The sequence below is a fragment of the Amycolatopsis sp. NPDC057786 genome, from assembly GCF_042797905.1.
Lineage (GTDB): Bacteria > Actinomycetota > Actinomycetes > Mycobacteriales > Pseudonocardiaceae > Amycolatopsis.
In genome coordinates this window covers 50891-73133 of sequence record NZ_JBHVKW010000028.1, presented here as the reverse complement: position 1 = coordinate 73133, position 22243 = coordinate 50891, and the positions used below count along the sequence as shown (strand labels likewise).

Genomic DNA, 22243 nt, shown 5'->3' with positions numbered 1-22243 from the left:
GCGCAAGGAAGGGGGCCTTCATGTACTCGAGCGTCAGCTCTTCGCGCGCGCCTCGGCCTCGGCGTCGACATCGGAGGCGGCCGAAGCCTCCTGCTGCGCCAGCTCGTACTCGGCCGCGTCCGAAGCGGCGGTGACGGCTTCCGGAGCGCCGCCGTGCAGCAGCCGCGCGACCTCACCGCGCAGCGTCACGAACTCCGCCGACTCGCGCGTGGTGATCTGGTCCCGTTCCGCGGGCAGCCCGACCGGCAGGTCCGCGACGATCTTCGCGGGCGACTTCGACAGCACCAGTACCCGGTCCGACAGGTAGACGCTCTCGTCGATGTCGTGCGTGACGACGAGGACCGTGCTCCCGTTCTCGCGCTGCACGCGCCGCGTCAGGTCTTCGAGCTCGAACCGCGTCTGCGCGTCGACCGACGCGAACGGCTCGTCCATCAGGAGCAGGGCGGGACGGCTGGCCAGCGCCCGCGCGATCGACACGCGCTGCTGCATACCGCCCGAGAGCTGCCACGGGAACTTCGAGCCGACCCCGGAGAGACCGACCGACTCCAGCGCCTCCTGCGCCCGCGTGCGGCGCTCCGAGCGGCTCAAGTTGCGCCACCGCAAGGGGAACTCGACGTTCTTCTCGACCGAGAGCCAGGGGAACAGCGAGCGGCTGTAGTCCTGGAACACGACGGCCAGATCCTCCGGGACGCCGGAGACGTCGTCGCCGTGCAGGCTGACGCGGCCGGACGTCGGCTTGATCAGCCCGGCGATGCAGCGCAGGAGCGTCGACTTGCCGCAGCCCGACGGGCCGACGATGCTCGCGAGCTGTCCCGCTTCGACGGTGAACGACAGGTCGTTGACCGCGATATGCGCCTTTTCTCCCGCGCCGTACCGGTGGTTCAGCCCGGAGACTTCGAGCATGGTTGACATCTTGCTGACCCTTCGAAAACTAGAGACGGCCGTTGCGGGTGGGCTGCCAGCGAAGCACTCTCTGCTCCACCGCGAGGAAGGCCGCGTTGAACCCGAAGCCGAGGAGTCCGAGCAGGACCAGCCACGACCACATGAGCGGGAAGTCGAACGCCTGCTGGGCGTCCATCAGGGACCGGCCGATGCCGTTGTAGGAGCCGACCAGTTCCGAGATCACCATCAGCAGCAAGGAGATGGACAGGCTCAGCCGCAGTCCCGCGAAGATCTTCGGCCCGGCGGCGGGCAGCACGATCGAGCGGACCCAGTACGACCGGGGCGTCCGGAACGACTTCGCGGTGTCGATCTTCACCTGGTCCACCGACCGGACGCCGTCCACGGTGTTGAGCAGCACCGGCCAGATCGCGCCGAAGATGATAGACCCGGTCTGCATCCCCGGCCCGAGTCCGAAAAGGACGATGAACACCGGGATCAGCGCGGGCGGCGGCACCGAGCGGAAGAACGCGAAAAGCGGTCCGACGTAGTCCATCCCGGTCTTCGACCGTCCCAAGAGGACACCCAGCGCGACACCCAGGGCGCCGGCCAGCAGCCAGCCGCCGAGCGTCCGGCCGAGGCTCGGCAGGACGTTGTCGAACACGGTGTCGGTCAGGAACAGCTGTGAGGCCGGACCGGTGAACCACAGTTTCACCGAGGCGGACAGGATCTCGGACGGTGGCGGGAAGAACGGGCTTTCCGCGAGCCGGGTCGCGAGCTCCCAGATCCCGACCAGTGCGAAGAACAGCAGCCAGTTGCGGACCAGGATGCCGATACCCCGGCCGACGCGCCTGCCGACGCGGCTGGTCAGCGTGAGGGTCGTCACGAGACCGCCTCCCGGTCGACCGTGCTCCAGCGGAACGCCCGCCTGCCGATCATCTCGAGTCCGCCGTTGATGAGGAAGCCGAGCGCGCCGACCACCACGGTGCCGGCGAGCACGAGGTCGAACCTGGTCGAACCCGTGCTGGCCTGCATGATGAAGTTGCCGATGCCGAGTTTGGCGCCGGCGAGGAACTCGGTACTGACCACCGCGATCAGCGCGATGTTGGCGGACAGCCGCACCCCGGTGAACACGAACGGCGCGGTATGCGGCAGCGCCACCGACGTCAGTGTCCGGAATTTGCCGGTACCGCAGGCCTTCGCGGTCTCCAGCAGGACGGGGTCGATCTCGCCGAGCGCGTAGATCGTGTTGAACATGATGGGCCACAACGACGCGTACACGGCCAGCGTGATCTTCGCTTCGGGCCCGCCGCCGATCAGCAGGAGCACCAGCGGGATCAGCGCGACCGCGGGGATCGGCCGCAGGAACTCGATGACCACCGCGGTCGCGGTGCGCAGGCCGGGGATGCTGCCCAGCAGCAGGCCGGCGGGCACGGCGATGGCGACCGCGATCAGCAGGGCGATCGCCCACGCGAGGAACGTGGCGACCAGATCCCGGATGAACTGGGTCTCGCCGAACTGTTCGAAGATCGTCACGAGGACGACGGACGGCGGGGGGAGGAACTCTTTACGGACCAGGCCGGCCTGGACGATCACTTCCCAGATGAGGAAGAAACCGGCCAGACCGGCCAGGGCACGGAGAAGTCGTGGCACCTTGACCTTTATCCAGCTTGAGGGGCGAGCATCGGAGCGGCGTCGAGCTTGGCCGTGATCACGCCGGTCTGCTGCAGCAGATCGGGCACTCGCTGCAGGCGACGGGCGTCCAGTGTGGACCCGAACGTCGGCAGCGTGAGCAGTGAAGCGGTTTCGGCGTCGACCTTGGCGTACTTGACGATGAGGGGTTCGATCTTGGAGCGGTCGGCCGAGTCGCGCACGGCCTTGCCCAGCGCGCGCTGGAACGCGGCCAGCGTCTTGGGGTTCTTGTCCACGAAGGAGCCGAGCGCGCCGAAGCCCGCCAGGGGGAAGTCCTGGGTGGCGCCGGTCGAGATGTCGACGACCGGGGTCGCGCCGACGACCTTGGAGGCCTGGGTCAGGAACGGCTCGGGCAGGTAGCCCGCGTCGACCTGGCCAGAGGAGAGCGCCGCGGCGATGTTCGGAAGGGCCATGGGCACCCACTGGACCTTGCTGGTGTCCACGCCGTGGTCCTTCATCACCGAGACGGTGAGCAGGTGGGAGGCGGTGTTCTTGTCGGTGATCGCGATCTTCTTGCCCGCGAGGTCGTTGATCGTCTTGACCGGCGAGGTCGGCACGGTGACGACCGCGTTGCTCTTGGGGCTGGCCGAAACGGAGTCGGCGACGAGCCGGATGTCGGCCGCGCCCTTGCTCTTCGCGACGAAGAACGGGAAGTAGGTGGAGAAGGCGATGTCGACCTCGCCACCGATCATCTTGGTCATCGCCTGCTGGCCACTCGGGGCGTCGACGGCCTCGACCTCGAGACCTTCGGCCTTGAAGTAGCCGCCTTCCTGCGCCAGCCGCAGCGGCGCGAGGTCGACGACGGGCAGCAGGGCCACCTTGATCTTCGGCTTCTCCAGCCCGCCTTCGCCGCCCGACGCCTTCGACGTGTCCTCGCCGCCGAGTGCGCCGCAGGCGCCCAACGTGGCCAGCATGAGCGCGCTCAGGGCGACGCTGACGGCACCCCGTCCTCTACGTGCACCGTTCCTGCTCATGGCGTTTCGAAACAAAGCCAGCTCCTCGGAAACAATGAATCACCGTTGGGGTTTTTTCATCCGTGTCGTGGCTTCGATTCGCCAGGCACGCGGTCACCTTAGAGATTTGCCCACCTGCTCACAATGGGTGTCGTGAGCGGGTGATCATTTTAGGCCATTCGCCCGATCACCTGATCACCCGCTTGGACAACATTACTTTCAGTGATCGAATTCCGCGTGGATGGGCAATCCGGCGTAACCACGAGTCATCAACTCGTGCTCTGCGCCGCGATCATCGGGCCGACGTCGATCTTGCTCTGGATCGCGCCCATCTGCAGGAGCAGGTCCGGGACCCGCTGGATGCGGCGGGGGTCCAGGGTGGACTGGAACGTCAGCAGCGTGGTCAGCGCGGCGGTGTCCTGGTCGATCTTGGCGTACTTGACCAGCAGCGGCTCGATCTTGGACCGGTCCGCCGCGTCACGGGTGGCCTTCTGCATGGCGCGCTGGAAGGCGGCCACGGTCTTCGGGTTCTCCGAGACGAACTTGCCGAGCGAGCCGTAGCCCGCGGTGGGGAAGTCCTGGGTGGCGCCGGTGGCGGTGTCCACGACCGGGACGGTGCCCGCCTGCTTGGCGGTCTGGGTGATGAACGGCTCGGTCAGGAAGCCGGCGTCGATGTCGCCGTTCTTGAGCGCGGTCCCGACGTTCGGCAGCGGGATCGGCACCCACTGGACCTTGCTGGCGTCGACGCCGTGGTCCTTCATGACCGATTTGGACAGTGTGTCCGACACGGTGTTCGGCGCGGTGATGCCGATCTTCTTGCCCGCCAGGTCGCCGACGCTCTTCACCGTGGACGTCGGCAGCGTGACCAGCATCGTGCTCTTCGGGCCGGCGGAGGAGGCGTCCGCGACCAGCTTGATGTCGGCGGTGTTCTTGCTCATCGCGATGAAGAACGGCGTGTAGCTCGCGTACGCGATGTCGACCTCGCCGCCGATCAGCTTGGTCAGCGAGACCTGGCCGGTCGCGGCTTCCACCGCCTCGACCTCGAGACCTTCGTTCTTGAAGTAGCCGCCGTCCTGGGCGAGACGCAGCGGGGCAACGTCGATGGTCGACATCACGGCGACCTTGATCTTCGACTTCTCCAGGTTCCCCGAACCGCCGGAGGAGGACGAATCGTCGCCGCCGAGGAGGCCGCAACCGCTGACCGATACCGAAACCGCGGCCGCCATCGCGAATGCGAGGGCTCCACGCCGACCCAGGCTGACGCTCAAGGCCTTCTTCGAGCTTGCAGAGCCAAGCAAAGTGGTGCTCCTGATGAGGGGAGGGACACGTGATGACGTGGCCTGATGTGGAATTCGGAAGTGACTCTTTGTCTCAAGTCAGGGCCCACTGTAGAGAAGACACACTGTGCTCACAATGGGTGGTCATCCCATGATCCCAAGTGGTAACGATCACCCGAACAGGTTGTTTGTCAGAAGTGAACACAACTGGGCGTGTTCGCGCCGGGGACTTGTTGACAACTGAGCGCGACGGGTCAAGACCCGTCCGGGGCTTACTCGCAGGTCTTGACCGAAGGGTTACATCTGGGCCTCCCGTTCGCTACCCTCATGCACCGGTAGTGAGGTGTGGACCACTGATGTAGTGAAAGAGAGTGCCTTGGATGGCCGAACGCTCTGGACCTTTCCCGAGGTGCAAGGCACTCTGTGTCAAACACGGTGAACACGTCCGTGCTTCACTGGTGCGCGCCCGCGCACTGGCGGGTTAGGCCGAACAGACCAATGGCACCGAGCAGGGTTTCGGTCAAGTGCACTTGAGAGATCGCGGCAAAGACGACTTCCTCATTCGGATGAGTGGATACTCACGCCGTGCGCGTCCCTCCCGGATGACGGGAGCGTGCCGGTAGTGGGCCCCGACAACCGACCCAGACAGCAGCAGTACGGCCAGTTCGAGAACGGCATGTCCAAAATGGGCTTTCCCGGCCCGGATGAAGATGATGGTGGTGCGGCGGTGCCGAACGAAGACACCGCGGGGGTGGGAGGGGCCCCTGCGCGGGATACCGGAGACGGTCCTGGCGGGAAGGCCGGGTCGTTCCTGGGCCTGCGTAACTGGCGTCTGCGATCGAAGCTCGCGGCCGTCCTGATCATTCCGACGCTGACGGCGCTCGCGCTCGGCACGCTGCGCGTGATCGACGACAGCGGCGAGGCGGCCCGGTTCCAGGACACGGCCGACCAGGTCGCGTTCGCCGACAAGATCACACTCGTGGTGCACGAGCTGCAGAGCGAGCGCGCGCTCGCCGTGGCCAAGATCGCCTCCGGTGACCCGTCGCGCCAGAACGGTCTCGACGCGCAGATCGCCAAGGTCGACCGTGCCGTCGACGACCTGCGCGCTTCGGCGAACCAGATCAACCCGGACGATCAGGACACGAGGGACCGCTACTCGCGTGGTCTGCAGCGGCTCGACGCCCTGCGGCCGCTGCGCGGCGCGATGAACACCTCGCTACTGGGCGACACCCCGGTCCTCATCGCCTACTCCGGCATCCTCGACTCGCTGGTCCAGCTCGGCCGCGAGGTGACGACCGCGGTCGCCAACCGCGACGTGCTCCGGCTCGGCGTCACCGTGCAGGCCATCAGTGAGAGCAAGGAGTTCATCGCCCGCGGTGACGCGGCGCTGCTGATCGCCTCCTTCCGCGCGGGGTTCCCCGGCGACCTGTTCGACCAGGCCCGCTCGGCGGTCGCGAGCGGCGACGCCTCGACGGCGGCCTTCATCAACAACGCCAGCCCCGAACAGCGGCAGCTCTACTCGGACACCTTCTCCGGCCCCGAGGTCGACGACCGCCGCCGGATCACCACGATGGCGTTCGCGCTGCACCAGCAGAACCAGCCGCCGTCGATCGACAACGTCGCGCTCGGCAACGACAGCCGGGTCGCGCTCGACAAGCTGCGCGCGGTCGAGACCAATCTGCTCGGCCAGCTGCGGGCACAGGCCGACGGACTGGCCACCGACGCGATCAACTCGGCGTGGATCGGTGGCGCGATCGTGCTGCTGGCCCTGCTCGCGGCGCTGTTCCTGATGCTCGTGATCGCCCGCATGATGCTGCGCCCGCTGCGGGTGCTGCGGAAGACGGCGCTCGACGTCGCCTACACACGGCTGCCGGAAACCGTGCAAGCCATCCTCGACGACCCGGACCCGGTCAACGCCTCGAAACGGTCGGTCGAGCCGGTGCCCGTCACTTCGCGTGACGAGATCGGTGAAGTGGCGCGGTCGTTCGACGTCGTCCACGAACAGGCCGTCAAGATGGCCGCCGAGCAGGCCCTCCTGCGCGAGAACGTCAACGGCATCTTCGTGAACCTGTCCCGCCGGTCGCAGCGGCTGGTGGAACGCCAGCTGGGCGTCATCGACCGGCTCGAGGCCGACGAGCAGGACCCGGACCACTTGGCCAGCCTGTTCGAACTCGACCACCTCGCCACGCGGCTGCGCCGCAACGGTGAAAGCCTCCTGGTGCTCTCGGGCGCCGGTCTCGCGAAGTCGGTGCCCAAGCCGGTGCCCGCCGCCGACGTCATCGGCGCCGCGGTCTCGGAGATCGAGCAGTACGCCCGGATCGAGATCGGGATCGTCCCCGAGGTCGCCGTCCAGGGCCTGACGATCCACGACCTCGTGCACGTGCTCGCGGAACTGCTGGACAACGCCACCTACTTCTCCGAGCCGGAGACGAAGGTGACCGTCCGCGCGGTGATCACCCGCAAGAAGGCGCTCGCCATCCAGGTCACCGACCACGGTGTCGGCATGACCGAGGAGCGGCTCGCCGAGGTCAACCAGCGGCTCGCCGACCCGCCGGACCTGGACGTCTCGGTGACCCGGCGGATGGGCCTGTACGTGGTCGCGCGCCTGGCGCGCCGCCACGGCATCGAGGTCCGGCTGCGGGAGAACGAGGACATCGAGGGCGGCGTGATCGCGCGGGTCGTCGTGCCCGCCGAGCTGCTCACGCAGATGCGGCCCGGAGTGCGCAACACCCCGCCGCCGGCGAACCGCTCGGAAACGTCGATGCCCTCGATGCCGTCGGTGTCGGAGATGTCGACCTCGCTGCCGAACATCCCCGCTTCCGACCGCGGCCTGGAGATGACCCCGCCGCCGCCGTCGAAGCCGCCGGCTTCGCAGCCGGTCGCGCAGCAAGGTGGGCTCGTCCCGCTCGACCAGCCGATCAGTCTCGACGACCTGGTCGCGGGCAAGAACGCGGCCGGGCCGTTCCTCAGCCCCGCGAAGCCCGCCGAGGAGACCCCGGCGTGGCCGACGGCCGAAGACATCTCGCCCACCAACGGCGACGGTGCCTCCAGCGGTACCGAGACGCAGTTCGCGTCGCTGGTGCTGCCGAAGCGGGAGCCGAAGTACACCCCGGTCGAGCCGCAGAACAAGCCGGAGAACTCTTCGGACGCCGGCAAGTCGGCGCTCGACGACGACGTGCCCACCCGGCGGCTGCCGATCTACCAGTCGGTGCTCTCGCGCTGGTTCAGCGAAGGTGACGAGGCCGGGGGCGACAGCCCGACCACGTACACCGAGCCGGTCGAGTCCGACGCGTCCGCGACGACCCGTAACGGTGGTGTCGAAGCGGAGGAACCCATCGCCGAGGACACTTCCGGAGAGGTATTGCCCACTCGGACCCCGCGGAGTGTTCCGCCGGAGACCACGCTCCAGGACAATGGCTGGCGCAGCGCGTCGGACGACGGCTGGCAGGCGGCACAGGTCCTGTACGAAGACCGGAACGACGAGATCACCCCGGCGGGCCTGCCCAAACGGGTGCCGAACCAGTACCTCGTCCCCGGCTCGATCGGCGGGAACGAGCCGAAGAAGGAAGACTCGTTCGCCGACAAGACCTCCGGAATGCCGGGCACGGGTGCGATCGCCCGCTCGGCGACGGCGGCGCGGAGTCGGATGGCAAGCTTCCAGCAGGGCTACAAGTCGGGACGGCACGCGTTGAAGGAACGTCCGCTCGATGCGCTGGATGACAACGGCGTTCCGGTGACCGGCAGGGATACCTCTGCCGATGACAGCAGTAAGGAGTGACAGTGACACGGGCGGGTGCGATGCAGCCGGGTGGTCCGGCGCAGCCTGGCGGCCAGGCGCAGGGTAAAGGACACACGAGCAGCTTTGCCTGGCTGATCACGGATTTCGTGCACCGGGTCCCGGGCGCGGCGCATGCCGTGGTGGTGTCGGCGGACGGTTTGCTGCTGGCCTCGTCGAAGGGACTTCCCAAGGACAGGGCCGATCAGCTGGCCGCCGTCGCGTCGGGGCTCACGAGCCTCGCCCGCGGTGCGGCGAAAGTGTTCGAAGGTGGCACGGTCGCGCAGACGGTGGTCGAGATGGCCAACGGCTTCCTCTTCCTGATGTCGGTGTCCGACGGGTCCTGCCTGGCGGTCCTCGGCTCGCCGGAGAGCGACATCGGCCTGGTCGTCTACGAGATGACCCTGCTGGTGGAACGGGTGGGGCAACAGCTGACACCGGAGATGCGCGCGCAGCTGCAGGGCGCGTCGGTCCGCCGCTGAGCGACCGGGAACCGAGGAGAATGCCGTGGACGACGGGCGCTTGAGGGGCGATGGCCGGCTCGGTGACGACTTCTCCGGCGGGTGGTCGGAACGTGACGACGGCCGGGAGGACTGGACGTCCTTCCGGGACCGGGTCGACCGCGAATGGCGATCGCGGCGGGCACAGGGGTCGGACAACGACCCCGTGTCCCCGGACGAGGCCTCCCGCTGGCTGACCGATTCGAACGCGGGTCAGGGACCCGCCGATTTCAGCGTTTCGGACTACCGGGAACGCCTCCTCGGCGGCCCCGGGGCGGAACTGTTCGGTGGTGGCAGCGGCCCGCTGTACGACTCGGGCGAGTTCGCCAAGTTCTCCTTCGACAAGGAGGAGGAGCGCCGGGCGGCGGCCGCCGCCGACCCGCTCGCCGCGGCACTGCCGCAGCAGGCACAGAACGAGTACGTCGACGAGCAGTACACCACCGACGTCGAATCCTCCGGCCTGGTCCGGCCGTACTTCCGCACGCGGGGGCGGACCAAGCCGACGTACGACCTTGCCATCGAGGCGTTGATCTCGACCAGCGAACAGGGACGTGTGCTCGACCGGGTACGCGTCCCCGAACACCGGTCGATCTGCGACCTTTGCCTGGACACCCGGTCCGTCGCCGAAGTCGCGGCGCTGTTGCGCCTGCCGCTCGGCGTGGTCCGGGTGCTGATCGGAGACGTGGCCGGCCTCGGTCTGGTCCTGGTGCACAGCGCCAGCCAGAACGTGGGTGACCGGCCGAGTATCGAGTTCATGGAGAGGGTGCTCAGTGGGCTTCGGAGAATTTGACTCCGACGCGAATGCGCCGCAGGTGACCGGACCGACTTCGTCGGCCAAGATCGTGGTCGCTGGCGGATTCGGCTCGGGGAAGACCACGCTGGTCGGAGCGGTTTCGGAGATCGATCCGCTGACCACCGAGGCCATGATGACCGAGGCCAGTACCGGCGTCGACGACAATTCGGCCACCCCGAACAAGTCGACGACGACCGTGGCCATGGACTTCGGGCGGATTTCGCTGGACTCGGACCTGGTGCTGTACGTGTTCGGTACGCCGGGCCAGCACCGGTTCTGGTTCATGTGGGACGACCTCGCGGTCGGCGCCATCGGTGCCGTGGTGCTGGTCGACACGCGGCGGCTCGCCGACGCGTTCCCGTCGATCGACTTCTTCGAGAACCGGAAGCTGCCGTACGTCGTGGCGATCAACTGCTTCGACCGGCTGCTGCACCACCAGATCGAGGACGTCCGGCACGCGCTGACGATCTCCCCGTCCGTGCCGATCATGGCCTGTGACGCCAGGGAACGAGAGTCCGCCAAGCAGGTGTTGATCTCGGTCGTGCAGCACGCCATCGCACACGATTCGGCGTTGCGCGCGGGGTAGAAACAGACGAAAGCCCGGAGCGGATGCGGCCGTTGGAGTGAACTCGGCAGGCTTCACCCGCTTCGGGGAGTGGCGTCACCGGTCGGATCGACCGCGGGGCGACCCCTTTCACGCGATCCGGCGTCGGCGCCACCCGATCGGGCGATCAGGACGCCGATGACCTGCGCGGACACCGGTTCACGCCCGGTCGCACCCGGCCACCACGGGGTGACCCACGAATGCGTGGTTCGCGATGGGTCGACGCGGTGAGCGGCTGGACGTTCACGTTCGGTTAACGCCGGTGGCCGGGTGGCGGGCTCGACACGATCGACGGGACGAATACGCTGGGTGGAGGCGTCTTTCGGCTCGCCGGTGCCGGGATCGGTGCAGGTCGGCGGGAGACGCCCGGACCACGCCGCCCAGGTGGTCTTGAGCAGCGAGGAGGACTTGTGACGGCATCCGGGCAGCAAAGCTCGTTCGGCTGGCTCATCACGGATTTCGCGCGCCGGGTTCCCGGCGCCGCGCACGCCGTGCTGGTCTCCGCGGACGGTCTTCTCCTCGCGCCGTCGGACGGACTGCCGCAGGAACGGGCCGAACAGCTGTCCGCGGTCGCCTCCGGGCTGATCAGCCTCACCGCCGGCGCGGCGCGCTGCTTCGACGCGGGCGGGGTCAACCAGACCGTCGTCGAGATGGAACGCGGTTACCTCTTCCTGATGTCGGTCGCCGACGGCTCGTCACTCGCCGTGCTGGCCGCACCGACCTGTGACATCGGCACCGTGGCCTACGAGATGACCCTGCTCGTCGAGCGGGTCGGCCAGCAGATCACGCCCGAGCTGCGCGCGCAGCTCCAGGGCGGCGTACGTGGGTGACCGATGAAGATCACCGGATTCACCGAACCGGAACCGTCCGGCTGGGACTCCCTCTATCAGGGCACCGAACGCGAGGCCTTCGATTCGCCGAGCCGTTTCGAGCTGAGCTCGATCAGCACGGTCATGCCGCGGCGCCCGGCCGCGCCGCCGGAGCCGCCTCCCGCGCCTCCGTCGATGCCTTCGCCGATCCGCCAGTCGCCGCCGCGTCCCGCGCCCGCTGACGTCGCCCCCGCTTCGGTCTACCTGCCGACGTCAGGCTCCCGGGTCCGGCCTTACACCCGCACCGGCGGGCGCACCCGCACCGCGCACGACCTCGCGCTGGAGGCGCTGGTGTCGACCAGCGAGGACGGCCGCCGGTACCGCGGCGTGCGGACCCCCGAGCACCGCCAGATCTGCGACCTCTGCCTGGACACCCGGTCGATCGCGGAGATCGCCGCGCATCTGCGGCTGCCGCTGGGCGTGGTGAAGGTGCTCGTGGGCGACATGGCGGACGCCGGGCTGGTGCTGATCCACCAGACGGAACTGATCCTCGGCGACACCTCTTCGCGCGCCTTCATGGAGCGGGTGCTGCAAGGCCTGCGCGCCCTCTGACTCCACCCGCGTTTAGTCCTCTGAAGGCTGGACGGCGCTCTCGGTCAGGGGTCCCCAATGTCGCATTGGGGACACCGATCCGCCCTCGGGGCAGGCCAGATCTGCCTCCGTCAACCAAGCCATCGCCGAGGGATACGCCGCTGTCCGTGCCGCGCTGCATTCGGCCGGGATCGGCACACCGGACTGGCCGACTCACGGCGAGGCTCTGTCGATGGTGCTCAAGGATCTTCGCACCGAACAGCTGGTCTAACCACTAACGAGGCGAGTGCTTCCCTCTGACCCACGCCCGCGGTTGACTGCATGGCGTGACATAAGATCACGCGATGTCATCAAGGGGCCGGTTCCCGATCCGCGCGTTCGGTGACGAATCCTTCAAGGAATCCGACGTCGACGGGTTCTATGTGCTCGCCGCGGCCGTCTTCGACCCAGCGGTACACGACGAGATCCGTGCCGTCATGTCGGAGCTTCGAGGACGGCGGCGTATCCCGAAACTCCATTGGAATGAGATGGATCCCGCGGAGCAAGAGGCCGCCGTCAAAACCCTCGCGGATCTCGACGGGTTTCACCTCGTCGCGGTCGGCTCACCGGTACCCCGTCGACGGCAGGAACGTGCCAGGGCCTGCTGCCTCCGGCGCCTGGTACTCGAACTCGCCGCGTTCGACGTGGAGATGTTCGTGCTCGAAGCGCGCACGGCCACGTTGGACTCTCGGGATGTCGAGACGGTCAAGGGCGCCAGATTCGCTCTGCCCAAGGGCACCCCGTTCCGGGTCGCCCACGAACGAGGCAAGGACGAACCTCTGCTCTGGGCCGCGGACATCGTCGCCGGCGCGATCAGGGCTAGGAAGGACAGCGGCTCCGGCCACTGTCGGCTGATCGAGGATTTCGTGCACGAGATAGCCGTCGAGACGGACTGCTGACGGACATGCGTAAGGCCAGGGTCCCGGTCTGCCCCGGGTGCACCTGGCCTTGCGACTCGCCTGACGTCCGCGACGTCACGCTCCGAACACAGTGTAGATCAGTCGTCGCGGCAGAGCACGTCGTGATCGCGGTGTCCGTCAGTCCTCGACGAGGGCGGCCGACGTGATCCGGTGCAGCGGATAGCGCTCGTTGTCGGTCCCTTCGAGGACCCCGCCGCCGACCCGCAGCGGCCGCACCACCCGCTGGCTCGCCGTCCCGCGTGAGTCGACGAACCCGATCCACACCTCACGGCGCTCGATGGTCGCCTGGGACAGCAGCGCCAGCGTCGCGGACGTGTCCCCGGCGCCACCACCCTGCGGCGCGCGCACCGTCTCGCCCCGACGGCGCGCCGAAGCGGCGTCACCGGCCCGGACGTGCGCGACGATCTTGCCGACCTGGTCGTCGGTCAGCCCGGCGGGCTCGCCAGGCGCACGACGCGCGGCACGCGCTTTCGCGGGAAGGCGACGTCCAGACGGCCTGATGTCCATGACGCGTCCATCGGGCCCTTCGGCGGCGGGGGCGAACCCGGCGGCGCGGAGCGCGTCGAGGACTTCGGCGAGCGGGTACGCGCTGATGAGTACCGTCGGCGCGATCATCCGCAAGCCGTACTCCGTCGCGACCGGGCTGCCCATGACCTCGGCGAGCAGCGACGCGTCGTCGCAGCGCAGGAACGACTCGGCGGCCCCGCCGCGCAGCCGCCCGTGCCGGCGGGCGACGTCGTCGATCAGGTAGCTCAGCGACTGCGGCACCGGCGTCGCCGACCGCGTCGAGAACAGCTGCTGCAGCTCGCCCGCGGTCCGACCGGTGTCGAGGGCGCGCCGCACGGACGTCTCGGTGATCCGGTAGACGGTCGCGTGCCCGGAGGACTCGATGTCGGCGACGGCGGTCATCTCGGCCGCGAGTTCGGCCTCCAGCGGCCCTGGCGCGACCACGGTCAGGTCGGCTTGGACGAGGACGTGGTCCACCGGACGGGGCAGCGCGTCGATCATCGCCTCGACCGCTCCGGGCCGGTCTTCGGCCAGCAGCGCCCGTGCCGCCGTGGTGAGGCCGCCGAGCCCGATCAGGCCGATCGCGGCCCCCTCGGCCATCGTCCAGCGAACGGTCTCGTCGCGCAGCCGCCCGCCCCGCCGCGGCGCGCGCCAGGCGAGCGCGGCGACCAGTTCGTCGGTGCTCTTCACACCCGCGCCATCGGGAAGCGCGGCCAGGGCGAGCAGGATCCGCCGCCGCGACGTGGGCGCCAGCGGACGGCGCAGGTCCTCCGAAAGCGGCGCGATCGGCTTGTCCTTCGCGTCCCGTCCGCCGGCGAGCCCTGGCAGCCGGGGCAGTTCGAGCCAGGCCTGGGCGATCGTCATCCAGCGCTGCGCGGTCGGCGACGCGAGCCAGGAATCCGTGAGCGTCGTCGGCACCCATTCCGGCGTGGTCGCTTCGCTGTCGGCCACCAGCCCGGCGCCGACCGCGATCTCCGCGAGCAGCGTCACCCGTGTCTCGTCGACGTCGAGATCCTTGGCGAGCTTCTTGAGTTCGCGGACCCCGAGCCCGCCGGATTTCAGCACCGGCGGTGGCGTCTCCGACCAGGTGCGAAGCAGACTTTCGGTCTGGCGCAAGAACTCCATCGCCTCGCCGGCCGCCGTCTTGTCCACTGTGGACGGCTGATGCGGATGCGTGGGGAGTTCCGGTTCGCGCAGCGACGCCGGGTCGAACACCGACCCGCCGCGCAGTGCGATCCCGATCTCCCGCGGCAGCTCGACGGTCTGGTCGTCCCGGCGCAGCAGCAGGCCCCGCGCGAGCAGACGCTGGACCGGGTTCTGCGCCCGCTCCAGCGGGACGTCGGCCGCCGCGTCCCGGGTCCGGCCGATCGGCGGCCCGGCCGCCAGCGTCGTCAGGACGGCGCGTTCGTCCTCGCCGACCTCCGCGAGCGCGGCTCCGATATCCGCTCCGGCGAGCGAGGGCGACGACGACCCGAGCCCGGCGGGGAAGGGGCCGAGCGCGTCGCGGGCCGATGGCGGGACGCGCAGCGCGTCGTCCTCACCCCAGACCAGGGCGCGCTTCCGCAACAGCGCCAGCGGCTCGCCGATCTTCTCGCCCACGAGCCGCGCGACCTCGGCCGAGGCGACCGGCTCGGTGTCGGCACCCGCCAGCAGCAGGGCGTCGAGGACGGCGAGCGTGAAGGTGTCCAGGTCTTCGCAGGCGCGCGCGACGGAGCCCGGCGTGCCGGCCCGGGTGGCGAGCACGATGGTGTCGGACGGGGGCGGCGTGGACAGGTCGCGACGCGTGCGCAGCAGTGCCGCGAGAGCGTCGTCGGACTCCTGGCGCAGCCAGTCCGCCAGGGAGGGCGCGGGCATAGAGGACCAGGATACCGGGCGGGTGGTGGCGCGGCAGCCGCGTTCGGGCAGACTGTCCCCTGAGAACGGCTTGACCATGCTCTGGAGGACGTTGTGGCGAAGGGCGATAACAAGAAGCGCGCGGGCATCGACCCCACGTGGCCCGGTGAAGACGGGGAGCACCCCGTCACCGAGCTCGCGTCCGATCGGCAGGGCGCGCTGTCCCCGTTCGGCGACGTGACCTTCCCGCTCGAGAGCGTGCCTTACGTGCACCCCGAGACCGAGATCAACCGGTAGAAGTTACTGGTCGGTCACCCCCTGCGAGGGTTCGTGGCGGTCGTCACGGGAGTAGGTTTTCGATCGACCTATTCGAGCGTTCCTCAGCGGGGGTAGTGCCATGCCGGTTCCCGGTCCCGGATATTCGATCACCGTCCGGGTGGAGGCCCCCGCGTCGTCCACCGCGGCGGGTGACCTGACGACCGCCGTCGGCAGGGTCGGCGGTGTGCTGACCGCGTTCGACGTCGTCGAGTCGCACCCCGAGTCGATCGTCGTCGACATCAGCGCCAACGCCCTGTCGGAGAACCACGCGCAGGACATCACGCAGACCCTGGACTCGCTGCCGGGCGTCCGCGTGCGCAAGGTCTCCGACCGGACGTTCCTGATCCACCTCGGCGGCAAGATCGAGGTCACCCCCAAGGTCGCGCTCCGCAACCGTGACGACCTCTCCCGCGCGTACACGCCGGGCGTCGCCCGTGTCTGCCAGGCGATCGCGGCGAACCCCGAGGACGCGCGCCGCCTGACCATCAAGCGCAACACCGTCGCGGTGCTCACCGACGGCTCCGCGGTGCTGGGGCTGGGCAACATCGGCCCGGCCGCCGCGCTGCCGGTGATGGAGGGCAAGGCGGCGCTGTTCAAGAAGTTCGCCGACGTCGACGCGTGGCCGGTCTGCCTGGACACCCAGGACACCGAAGAGATCATCATGATCGCGAAGGCGCTCGCGCCGGTCTACGCGGGCATCAACCTCGAAGACATCGCCGCGCCGCGCTGCTTCGAGATCGAGAAGCGCCTGCGTGAGCAGCTCGACATCCCCGTGTTCCACGACGACCAGCACGGCACCGCGATCGTCGTGGTCGCGGCGCTGCGCAACGCCCTGCGCGTGGTCGGGAAGAACATCGAAGACTGCAAGATCGTCGTCAGCGGCGTCGGCGCGGCGGGTTCGGCGATCATCCGCCTGCTGCTGCGCAAGAACCCCGGCGACATCGTGGCCGCCGACATCGACGGCATCGTGCACTCCGCGCGCGGCAACCTCGACGACAACCTGACCTGGATCGCCGGGCACACCAACAAGGAGCAGCAGGCGGGCACGCTGCACGAGGCGCTCGTCGGCGCCGACGTGTTCATCGGGGTCTCCGCGCCGAACCTGTTCGGGGCCGAGCAGGTCGCGACCATGAAGTCCGACGCCGTCGTGTTCGCGCTGGCCAACCCGGACCCGGAGATCGACCCGCTGGAGGCGCAGAAGCACGCCGCCGTGGTCGCCACCGGCCGCAGCGACTTCCCCAACCAGATCAACAACGTGCTCGCGTTCCCCGGCGTCTTCCGCGGGCTGCTCGACGCGCAGGCGCACCACATCGACGACTCGATGCTCCTCGCGGCCGCCGACGCCATCGCGGACGTCGTGGACAACGGCAAGCTGAACGCTTCGTTCATCGTGCCGAGCGTGTTCGACAACGCCGTCGCCCCCGCGGTGGCGGACGCCGTCAAGAAGGCGGCGAAGGCAGGCAAGGCCGCTCAGGCGTAGGACGTGGTAGCAAAGGTCCCTTGCTCCATTCGGAGTGCTCGTCATCACTGAGGCCGACCCCGTGGCCGACTTCAGGGTGACGACTCCGCCGATGCCCCGCTCATAGGCTCGATCCCGACCAAGAAGTCGATCATGACGGGGGTTGGGGATGAATCGCTCTGTCCTGAGCAGGATCGGGGCACTCACGGCCGCGGCGGCGACCATGGCGGTACTCGTACCGGCCACGGCGTCCGCCGCGGTTTCGTCGGTGCGCTGGGGGCCGTGCCCGGAGGACGTGGCCGCGCCCGGCGTGCGGTGCGCCACTTTGAAGGTCCCGCTCGATTACCGGAACCCGGGCGGGAAGACCATCGACATCGCCGTTTCGAAACTCGCCAGCACCAAGCCGGCGAAGCGGCGCGGGATCATGCTGACCAACCCGGGTGGCCCCGGCGGCCCAGGGCTGACCATGCCCGCCGGGTTGCGGGCGGCGGGCATGCCGTCGAGCGTGCTCGACGCGTACGACATCATCGGCTTCGATCCACGCGGGATCGGCCACAGCACGCCGGTCACCTGTGACCTCAAGCCCGAGCAGCAGGTGAGCAACGTCCCGCCGTACGCGCGTGACGCGGCGGCGGTGGCGGAACGCGCGAAGTACGTCGAGGGCATCGCGAAGCAGTGCGGGGCGTCGGCGACCGCCGCGAACCTGCCGTACATCACCACGGCCAACACCGCCCGCGACATGGACCGCATCCGGGAAGCCCTCGGTGAGGAGAAGCTCTCGTACTACGGCGTTTCGTACGGCAGCTACCTGGGCGCCGTGTACGCGACGCTGTTCCCGCGGCAGACCGATCGGGTCGTGATCGACAGCGTGACCGGCTCCGGTGGGCTCGATCCGGTCACGTCGCGCCGCCTGGCGGAGGGGTTCGAGGACCGCTTCCCGGACTTCGCGAAATGGGCGGCGGCGCGGCACGCGAGCTACGGGCTCGGCCGCACTCCGCAGCAGGTGACGGCGAAGTTCTACGAACTCGCCGCCAAGCTCGACGGTGGTGCCGTCCCCGGTGTCGACGGCGCGGCGTTCCGCATGGGCACGTTCGGCGCGCTCTACGCGACCAGTTCCTTCCCGGTGCTCGCGCAGCAGTGGCAGGCGCTCGACACCGAAGGCACCGTGGAGCAGACCGCTCAGGCCCAGCAGATCGACCCGGCACAGCTGCTCGCCGGGCAGTTGCACGTGGTCTGCAACGACGGGAACTGGCCGGAGGACGTCGCGACCTACCAGCGCAACGTCGCGAAGGACCGGGTGAAGTATCCGATGTTCGGCGCCGCCGGGGCGAACATCTGGGCCTGCGCGTACTGGCCGTCCGAGCCGATCGAGCCGCCGGTGCGGATCGGCGACCGGGGACCGTCGAACATCCTGATGGTGCAGAACCTGCGTGACCCGGCGACGCCGCTGAGCGGTGCCGAGGAGATGCGCCGCGCGCTCGGCGACCGGGCGCGGATCGTGACCGTGGACGAGGGCGGGCACGGCGTCTGGCTGACCGACGAGAACGCTTGCGGCAACAACGCCGTCAACCGGTTCTTCGTGGAAGGCAAACGCCCCGCGCGTGACACGGCCTGCGCCGCGGACAAGGGCGGGCTCTTCGCGTCGATGACGCCGGAGCAGCGGCAGGAACGCGAAAAGGCCCTCGACGAGGTTCGCTCGAAGCAGCGGATCTTCTGAGGACTAGCCTGCTGGGCGTGAGTGAACTCAGCCACGTCGACCATACGGGTGCCGCCCGTATGGTCGACGTTTCCGGCAAGACGCCCACCGCCCGCACCGCGCTGGCTGGCGGCACCGTGCACACCACGGCCGAGGTGCTCGGCCTGCTGGCGACGGACGGGCTCCCCAAGGGCGACGCCCTCGCGACCGCCCGGATCGCGGGCATCATGGGCGCGAAGAAGGTGCCCGAGCTGATCCCGCTCTGCCATCAGATCGCGTTGTCCGGCGTGAAGGTCGAGTTCGTCGTCGACGAGACCGCCGTGCACATCACCGCGACCGCGAAGACGAACGACCGCACCGGCGTCGAGATGGAGGCCCTGACCGCCGTCGCCGTCGCCGGGCTGACCCTGCACGACATGATCAAGGCCGTCGATCCCGCGGCGACCCTCGACGACGTCCGCCTGATCCGCAAGGACGGTGGCAAGACCGGGACCTGGGAGCGGCCGTGAACCGGGTCGCCAGGGTGATCGTGGCGTCGAACCGCGCCGCGAAGGGCGTCTACGAGGACACCACGGGCCCGGTCATCGCGGACTGGCTGGCCTCACGTGGCTGGGACGTGCCGGAGCCCGTGGTCGTCGAGGACGGGGAACCCGTCGGCGCGGCCCTGCGGGACGCCGTCGCGGCCGGGGTGCAGGTGATCGTGACGACCGGCGGCACCGGTATCTCCCCGACGGACCGCACCCCGGACGTCACGCGCGCCGTCCTCGACTACGAACTCCCCGGCGTGGCGGACGCGATCCGCGCCGCCGGACTGCCCAAGGTGCCCACGGCCGTGCTCTCGCGCGGCGTCGCCGGCGTCGCGGGCCGGACCCTGGTGGTGAACCTGCCCGGCTCGCGTGGCGGGGTGAAGGACGGCCTTGGCGTACTGGACGGGATCCTCGACCACGCCGTCGACCAGCTGGCGGGCGGCGACCACCCACGGGAGGCACAGCAGTGAGCGTTCGGGTCGCACGGATCGCGGTGGTCGACGAGCCGCTTTCGGTCGAAGAGCACGCCCGCCTGGTGGACGACGCGGCCGCGGGTGCCGTCGTCACCTTCGGCGGGGTCGTGCGGGACCACGACGGCGGCCGGTCGGTGGACCGGCTCGCCTACGAAGGACATCCCAGCGCCGCCGACGTGCTCGCGGAGGTCGTCGCGGACCTCTCGGGCAAGTGGGAGGGCGTGCGGGCGGTCGCCGTCAGCCACCGGCTGGGGGCGCTGGCCATCGGTGACGTCGCGCTGGCGTGCGCCGTGGCCGCCGAGCACCGCGGTCAGGCGTTCGCCGCCTGCTCGGAGCTGGTCGACGAGGTCAAGGCGCGGCTGCCGGTGTGGAAACACCAGCACTTCAGCGACGGCAGTGACGAGTGGGTCAACTCGCCGTAGGGGGCTGAAGGGGACTTTCCCCGCATGCGATGCGACGAAAGCGCCCTTCACCGCGTCAGACGAGGTGAAGGGCGCTTTCAGCCCGCATCGGGGCCCGGACACGACAAAGCCCCACCGCCGGGGGAATGGCGCGGTGGGGCCTTGTCAGTCGTGACGTGGCCGCGCGGGGAATCCCGCGGGCATCACGACTTACCGGTGCTCAAGAGCTCACTTGGTGGCGAGCTTCTGGCCGACGACGATGAAGTCGGCGTTCGGCACGTATTCCTTGTTCAGCTCCTGCAGCTTCTGGTAGCCGCCCTGGACGTTGAACTTGGAAGCGATCTTCGACAGCGTGTCGCCCGCCACGACGGTGTAGTCACCCGCCGGGTTCGAGTTGGCGACATTGGCGGCGGCCGGGGCCGGGGCCTGCTGCTTGGTGACCGGAGCGGTCGACTTCTTCGGGGTCACCTTCTTGGTGGCCTTCGGGGCGCTCGACTTGGCCTTGGCGGGGCTGGCGGAGCCGCCCTTCTTGCCACAGTGCGGCCACGCGCCGATGCCCTGGCCCTGGAGGACCCGCTCGGCGACGGCGATCTGCTGCTCACGCGTGGCGTTGTGCGCGCTGCCGGTGCCACCGTAGGCACGCCAGGTGCTCGGCGAGAACTGCAGGCCACCGTAGTAACCGTTACCGGTGTTGGTGCTCCAGTTGCCGCTGCTCTCGCACTGCGCGATGGCGTCCCAGTTGGTCGCCGACGCGGGGGTCGCGGCGATTGCGAGGGGAGCGCCGACCGCGACACCCGCAATGGCGACGCGGGCGATGTGACGGGTGGCGGCGGACATCTTGCGGTGCTTGCCTCGGTAAGACATGTGAGTAAATCTCGCTCCCTGCGCCTACGAGCCTGTGCTGAGGGAAAGACCCGTGGGTCCTGGCCGGCCGTCTCAGGCCGGCTGACTTCGCCTGACGCACGACGCGTCGGCTCGGTCCCCTCGTCCCTGTCCGGAAATGCTTTCGCTCGGGGTTGGGTCCGGGAATCCGTTGGACAGGGCTCGGCGCTACGGGTTCCCGGTGTTGCGTGGTCGGTCGGGGCCAACCGAAAAGCGACGGTACGTAACGAACGGCCTGATCGGAAATTATTCGAGCTGTGACCTACATCACAGTAACAGCACGCAACCCATAACGATTCGGCTGTTTGTGCAGGTCAGCGCGCCGTTATCTGGCCGTTTCCTGACCGAGATAATTCACGGATCGTGAGGCTTGCATCACGTGGATTAAGGGATGACTGGCCCATTCGTGCGCCTTCGCGCGCGAATGGGCCGCGCACTTTAGCGAGACCTCAAGAAGTTCGCCAGTCCTGGCAGGTCATCCGTATTCAGGTGGTCGACCCCGGCGGCGACCAGCTCTTTCCACAACGCGTCACGGCCGGGCCCGGCGGCGTCCGGCGTGGCCCAGAAGCGCACGCGCTGACCCGCCGCGTGGGCCCGCTTGACCAGATCGTGGAGTTTCGCCCGCTCGCCGGCGGGGAAGGGGCCGTCACCGGTCCAGGTGAACAGGCCGCTCCAGGAGTCCGAGACGAGCGGCGTGACCTGCGGGTCGGAGCCGATGCCGAGGTCGTTCTCGTCCCTGATCCGGCCGTCGTAGAAGGCGAGCCGGAACTTCTGCCCGAGCATCACGTCCTTGGGGCGCCCGCCGGAGATCACCGCGGTGACGGCCCGCTTCTTCACGTGACCGAACGCGTACACAGAGAAAAGAAAGGAGTAGCGCGGGTCGTGGAGGCGCTTCTCGAGTGCCGCGTAGGTGCTGTTCGCGTCCCCCTTGACGTCGATCAGCAGCTGGAACTCCGTGCGCTGCCGGTAGACGCCGACCCCGTGATTGGCCAGGACGCGCTTGCGCAGCGGCTCCAGGTAGAGCGACTCCAGGGTGCGGTCCGGGCGGGTGTCCGCGAGGTCGTGGGCGACCAGCAGCTGCCCGTCGACCAGGAAGATGTCGGCCTCGACGCTGGTGAAGCCCTGGTCGAGCGCGTCGTGCAGCGGACGGGCGTGCTCGTAGTCGTTGTGGCTGTGCGCCTGCGGCAGCGGCCGGACGCCGCGTTCGTGGGCGGACGCCGGAGCGGTCGCGAGGCTCGTGGCGGCGACCGCGGCGAGCAGTGCGGCGAGAATACGGCGGGGAGTGATCACTGGCGCATCCTCGGCTGCTTCGGCG

General features: G+C 69.0%; 20 protein-coding genes and 1 pseudogene. 13 read left to right on the top strand and 8 right to left on the bottom strand.

Annotation, left to right across the window (positions count from 1 at the left end):
• Positions 1–33 precede the first annotated feature (33 nt).
• The 5 genes from ACFVM3_RS17510 to ACFVM3_RS17490 form a co-directional block, all read right to left on the bottom strand.
• Positions 34–912, bottom strand: coding sequence for an ABC transporter ATP-binding protein (locus ACFVM3_RS17510; RefSeq protein WP_378439837.1), 879 nt, complete (start codon positions 910–912; stop codon positions 34–36).
• Positions 913–931: 19 nt separating this feature from the next.
• Positions 932–1765: an ABC transporter permease gene (locus ACFVM3_RS17505; RefSeq protein ID WP_378439835.1), complete on the bottom strand. Its 834-nt coding sequence runs from the start codon at positions 1763–1765 to the stop codon at positions 932–934.
• On the bottom strand, positions 1762–2532 hold the full coding sequence (locus tag ACFVM3_RS17500; protein WP_378439833.1) for an ABC transporter permease: 771 nt from the start codon (positions 2530–2532) through the stop codon (positions 1762–1764). Before ACFVM3_RS17500 ends, ACFVM3_RS17505 begins: the two co-directional genes overlap by 4 nt.
• Positions 2533–2540: 8 nt before the next feature.
• Positions 2541–3485, bottom strand: a complete 945-nt coding sequence (locus tag ACFVM3_RS17495) for an ABC transporter substrate-binding protein (RefSeq protein WP_378439831.1) — start codon at positions 3483–3485, stop codon at positions 2541–2543.
• Positions 3486–3793: 308 nt separating this feature from the next.
• Positions 3794–4636, bottom strand: a complete 843-nt coding sequence (locus ACFVM3_RS17490) for an ABC transporter substrate-binding protein (protein WP_378439829.1) — start codon at positions 4634–4636, stop codon at positions 3794–3796.
• Between ACFVM3_RS17490 and ACFVM3_RS17485 the strand changes: the two genes are divergently transcribed.
• From ACFVM3_RS17485 to ACFVM3_RS17450, 8 genes are all read left to right on the top strand, one after another.
• On the top strand, positions 4626–4868 hold the full coding sequence (locus ACFVM3_RS17485) for a hypothetical protein (protein ID WP_378439827.1): 243 nt from the start codon (positions 4626–4628) through the stop codon (positions 4866–4868). The genes ACFVM3_RS17490 and ACFVM3_RS17485 overlap by 11 nt on opposite strands.
• A 609-nt stretch (positions 4869–5477) precedes the next feature.
• The gene (locus tag ACFVM3_RS17480; RefSeq protein ID WP_378439844.1) at positions 5478–8579 is read left to right on the top strand and encodes a nitrate- and nitrite sensing domain-containing protein; all 3102 of its coding nucleotides are present in this window, start codon (positions 5478–5480) and stop codon (positions 8577–8579) included.
• Between the two features lie 20 nt (positions 8580–8599).
• Complete coding sequence (locus ACFVM3_RS17475) at positions 8600–9058, top strand: roadblock/LC7 domain-containing protein (protein WP_085939650.1); 459 nt, start codon at positions 8600–8602, stop codon at positions 9056–9058.
• A gap of 25 nt (positions 9059–9083) precedes the next feature.
• Positions 9084–9866, top strand: a complete 783-nt coding sequence (locus ACFVM3_RS17470) for a DUF742 domain-containing protein (RefSeq protein ID WP_125683850.1) — start codon at positions 9084–9086, stop codon at positions 9864–9866.
• Complete coding sequence (locus ACFVM3_RS17465) at positions 9847–10455, top strand: ATP/GTP-binding protein (RefSeq protein ID WP_007033392.1); 609 nt, start codon at positions 9847–9849, stop codon at positions 10453–10455. Before ACFVM3_RS17470 ends, ACFVM3_RS17465 begins: the two co-directional genes overlap by 20 nt.
• Positions 10456–10883: 428 nt before the next feature.
• On the top strand, positions 10884–11303 hold the full coding sequence (locus ACFVM3_RS17460) for a roadblock/LC7 domain-containing protein (RefSeq protein ID WP_005156190.1): 420 nt from the start codon (positions 10884–10886) through the stop codon (positions 11301–11303).
• A gap of 3 nt (positions 11304–11306) precedes the next feature.
• Positions 11307–11894 (top strand): DUF742 domain-containing protein, encoded by a 588-nt coding sequence (locus tag ACFVM3_RS17455; protein ID WP_378439825.1) that lies wholly within the window; start codon positions 11307–11309, stop codon positions 11892–11894.
• A gap of 323 nt (positions 11895–12217) precedes the next feature.
• Positions 12218–12811 (top strand): hypothetical protein, encoded by a 594-nt coding sequence (locus ACFVM3_RS17450; RefSeq protein ID WP_378439823.1) that lies wholly within the window; start codon positions 12218–12220, stop codon positions 12809–12811.
• Positions 12812–12949: 138 nt separating this feature from the next.
• On the opposite strand, the gene ACFVM3_RS17445 is transcribed toward ACFVM3_RS17450, so the two are convergent.
• Complete coding sequence (locus ACFVM3_RS17445; RefSeq protein ID WP_378439821.1) at positions 12950–15193, bottom strand: helicase-associated domain-containing protein; 2244 nt, start codon at positions 15191–15193, stop codon at positions 12950–12952.
• Positions 15194–15286: 93 nt separating this feature from the next.
• Here ACFVM3_RS17445 and ACFVM3_RS17440 point away from each other — a divergent pair, with 93 nt between their 5' ends.
• The 5 genes and pseudogenes from ACFVM3_RS17440 to ACFVM3_RS17420 all read left to right on the top strand — a co-directional run bounded on the left by ACFVM3_RS17440 (position 15287) and on the right by ACFVM3_RS17420 (position 20067).
• The gene (locus tag ACFVM3_RS17440; RefSeq protein ID WP_007033389.1) at positions 15287–15469 is read left to right on the top strand and encodes a hypothetical protein; all 183 of its coding nucleotides are present in this window, start codon (positions 15287–15289) and stop codon (positions 15467–15469) included.
• 100 nt (positions 15470–15569) lie between these two features.
• Positions 15570–16970, top strand: coding sequence for an NAD-dependent malic enzyme (locus tag ACFVM3_RS17435; protein ID WP_378439819.1), 1401 nt, complete (start codon positions 15570–15572; stop codon positions 16968–16970).
• Between the two features lie 148 nt (positions 16971–17118).
• On the top strand, positions 17119–18666 hold the full coding sequence (locus tag ACFVM3_RS17430; protein ID WP_378439817.1) for an alpha/beta hydrolase: 1548 nt from the start codon (positions 17119–17121) through the stop codon (positions 18664–18666).
• 17 nt (positions 18667–18683) lie between these two features.
• On the top strand, positions 18684–19154 hold the full coding sequence (moaC, locus tag ACFVM3_RS17425) for a cyclic pyranopterin monophosphate synthase MoaC (protein WP_378439815.1): 471 nt from the start codon (positions 18684–18686) through the stop codon (positions 19152–19154).
• A pseudogene (locus ACFVM3_RS17420) lies at positions 19151–20067 on the top strand (molybdenum cofactor biosynthesis protein MoaE). The gene moaC and the pseudogene ACFVM3_RS17420 overlap by 4 nt, the downstream one beginning before the upstream one ends.
• Before the next feature lie 207 nt (positions 20068–20274).
• Here ACFVM3_RS17420 and ACFVM3_RS17415 read toward each other — a convergent pair.
• Together ACFVM3_RS17415 and ACFVM3_RS17410 are read right to left on the bottom strand one after the other, a co-directional pair.
• A complete protein-coding gene (locus ACFVM3_RS17415; RefSeq protein WP_378439814.1) occupies positions 20275–20910 on the bottom strand; it encodes a transglycosylase family protein in 636 nt (211 codons plus the stop codon).
• Positions 20911–21366: 456 nt separating this feature from the next.
• Positions 21367–22218: a phosphatidylinositol-specific phospholipase C/glycerophosphodiester phosphodiesterase family protein gene (locus ACFVM3_RS17410; protein WP_378439812.1), complete on the bottom strand. Its 852-nt coding sequence runs from the start codon at positions 22216–22218 to the stop codon at positions 21367–21369.
• Positions 22219–22243: the final 25 nt, after the last annotated feature.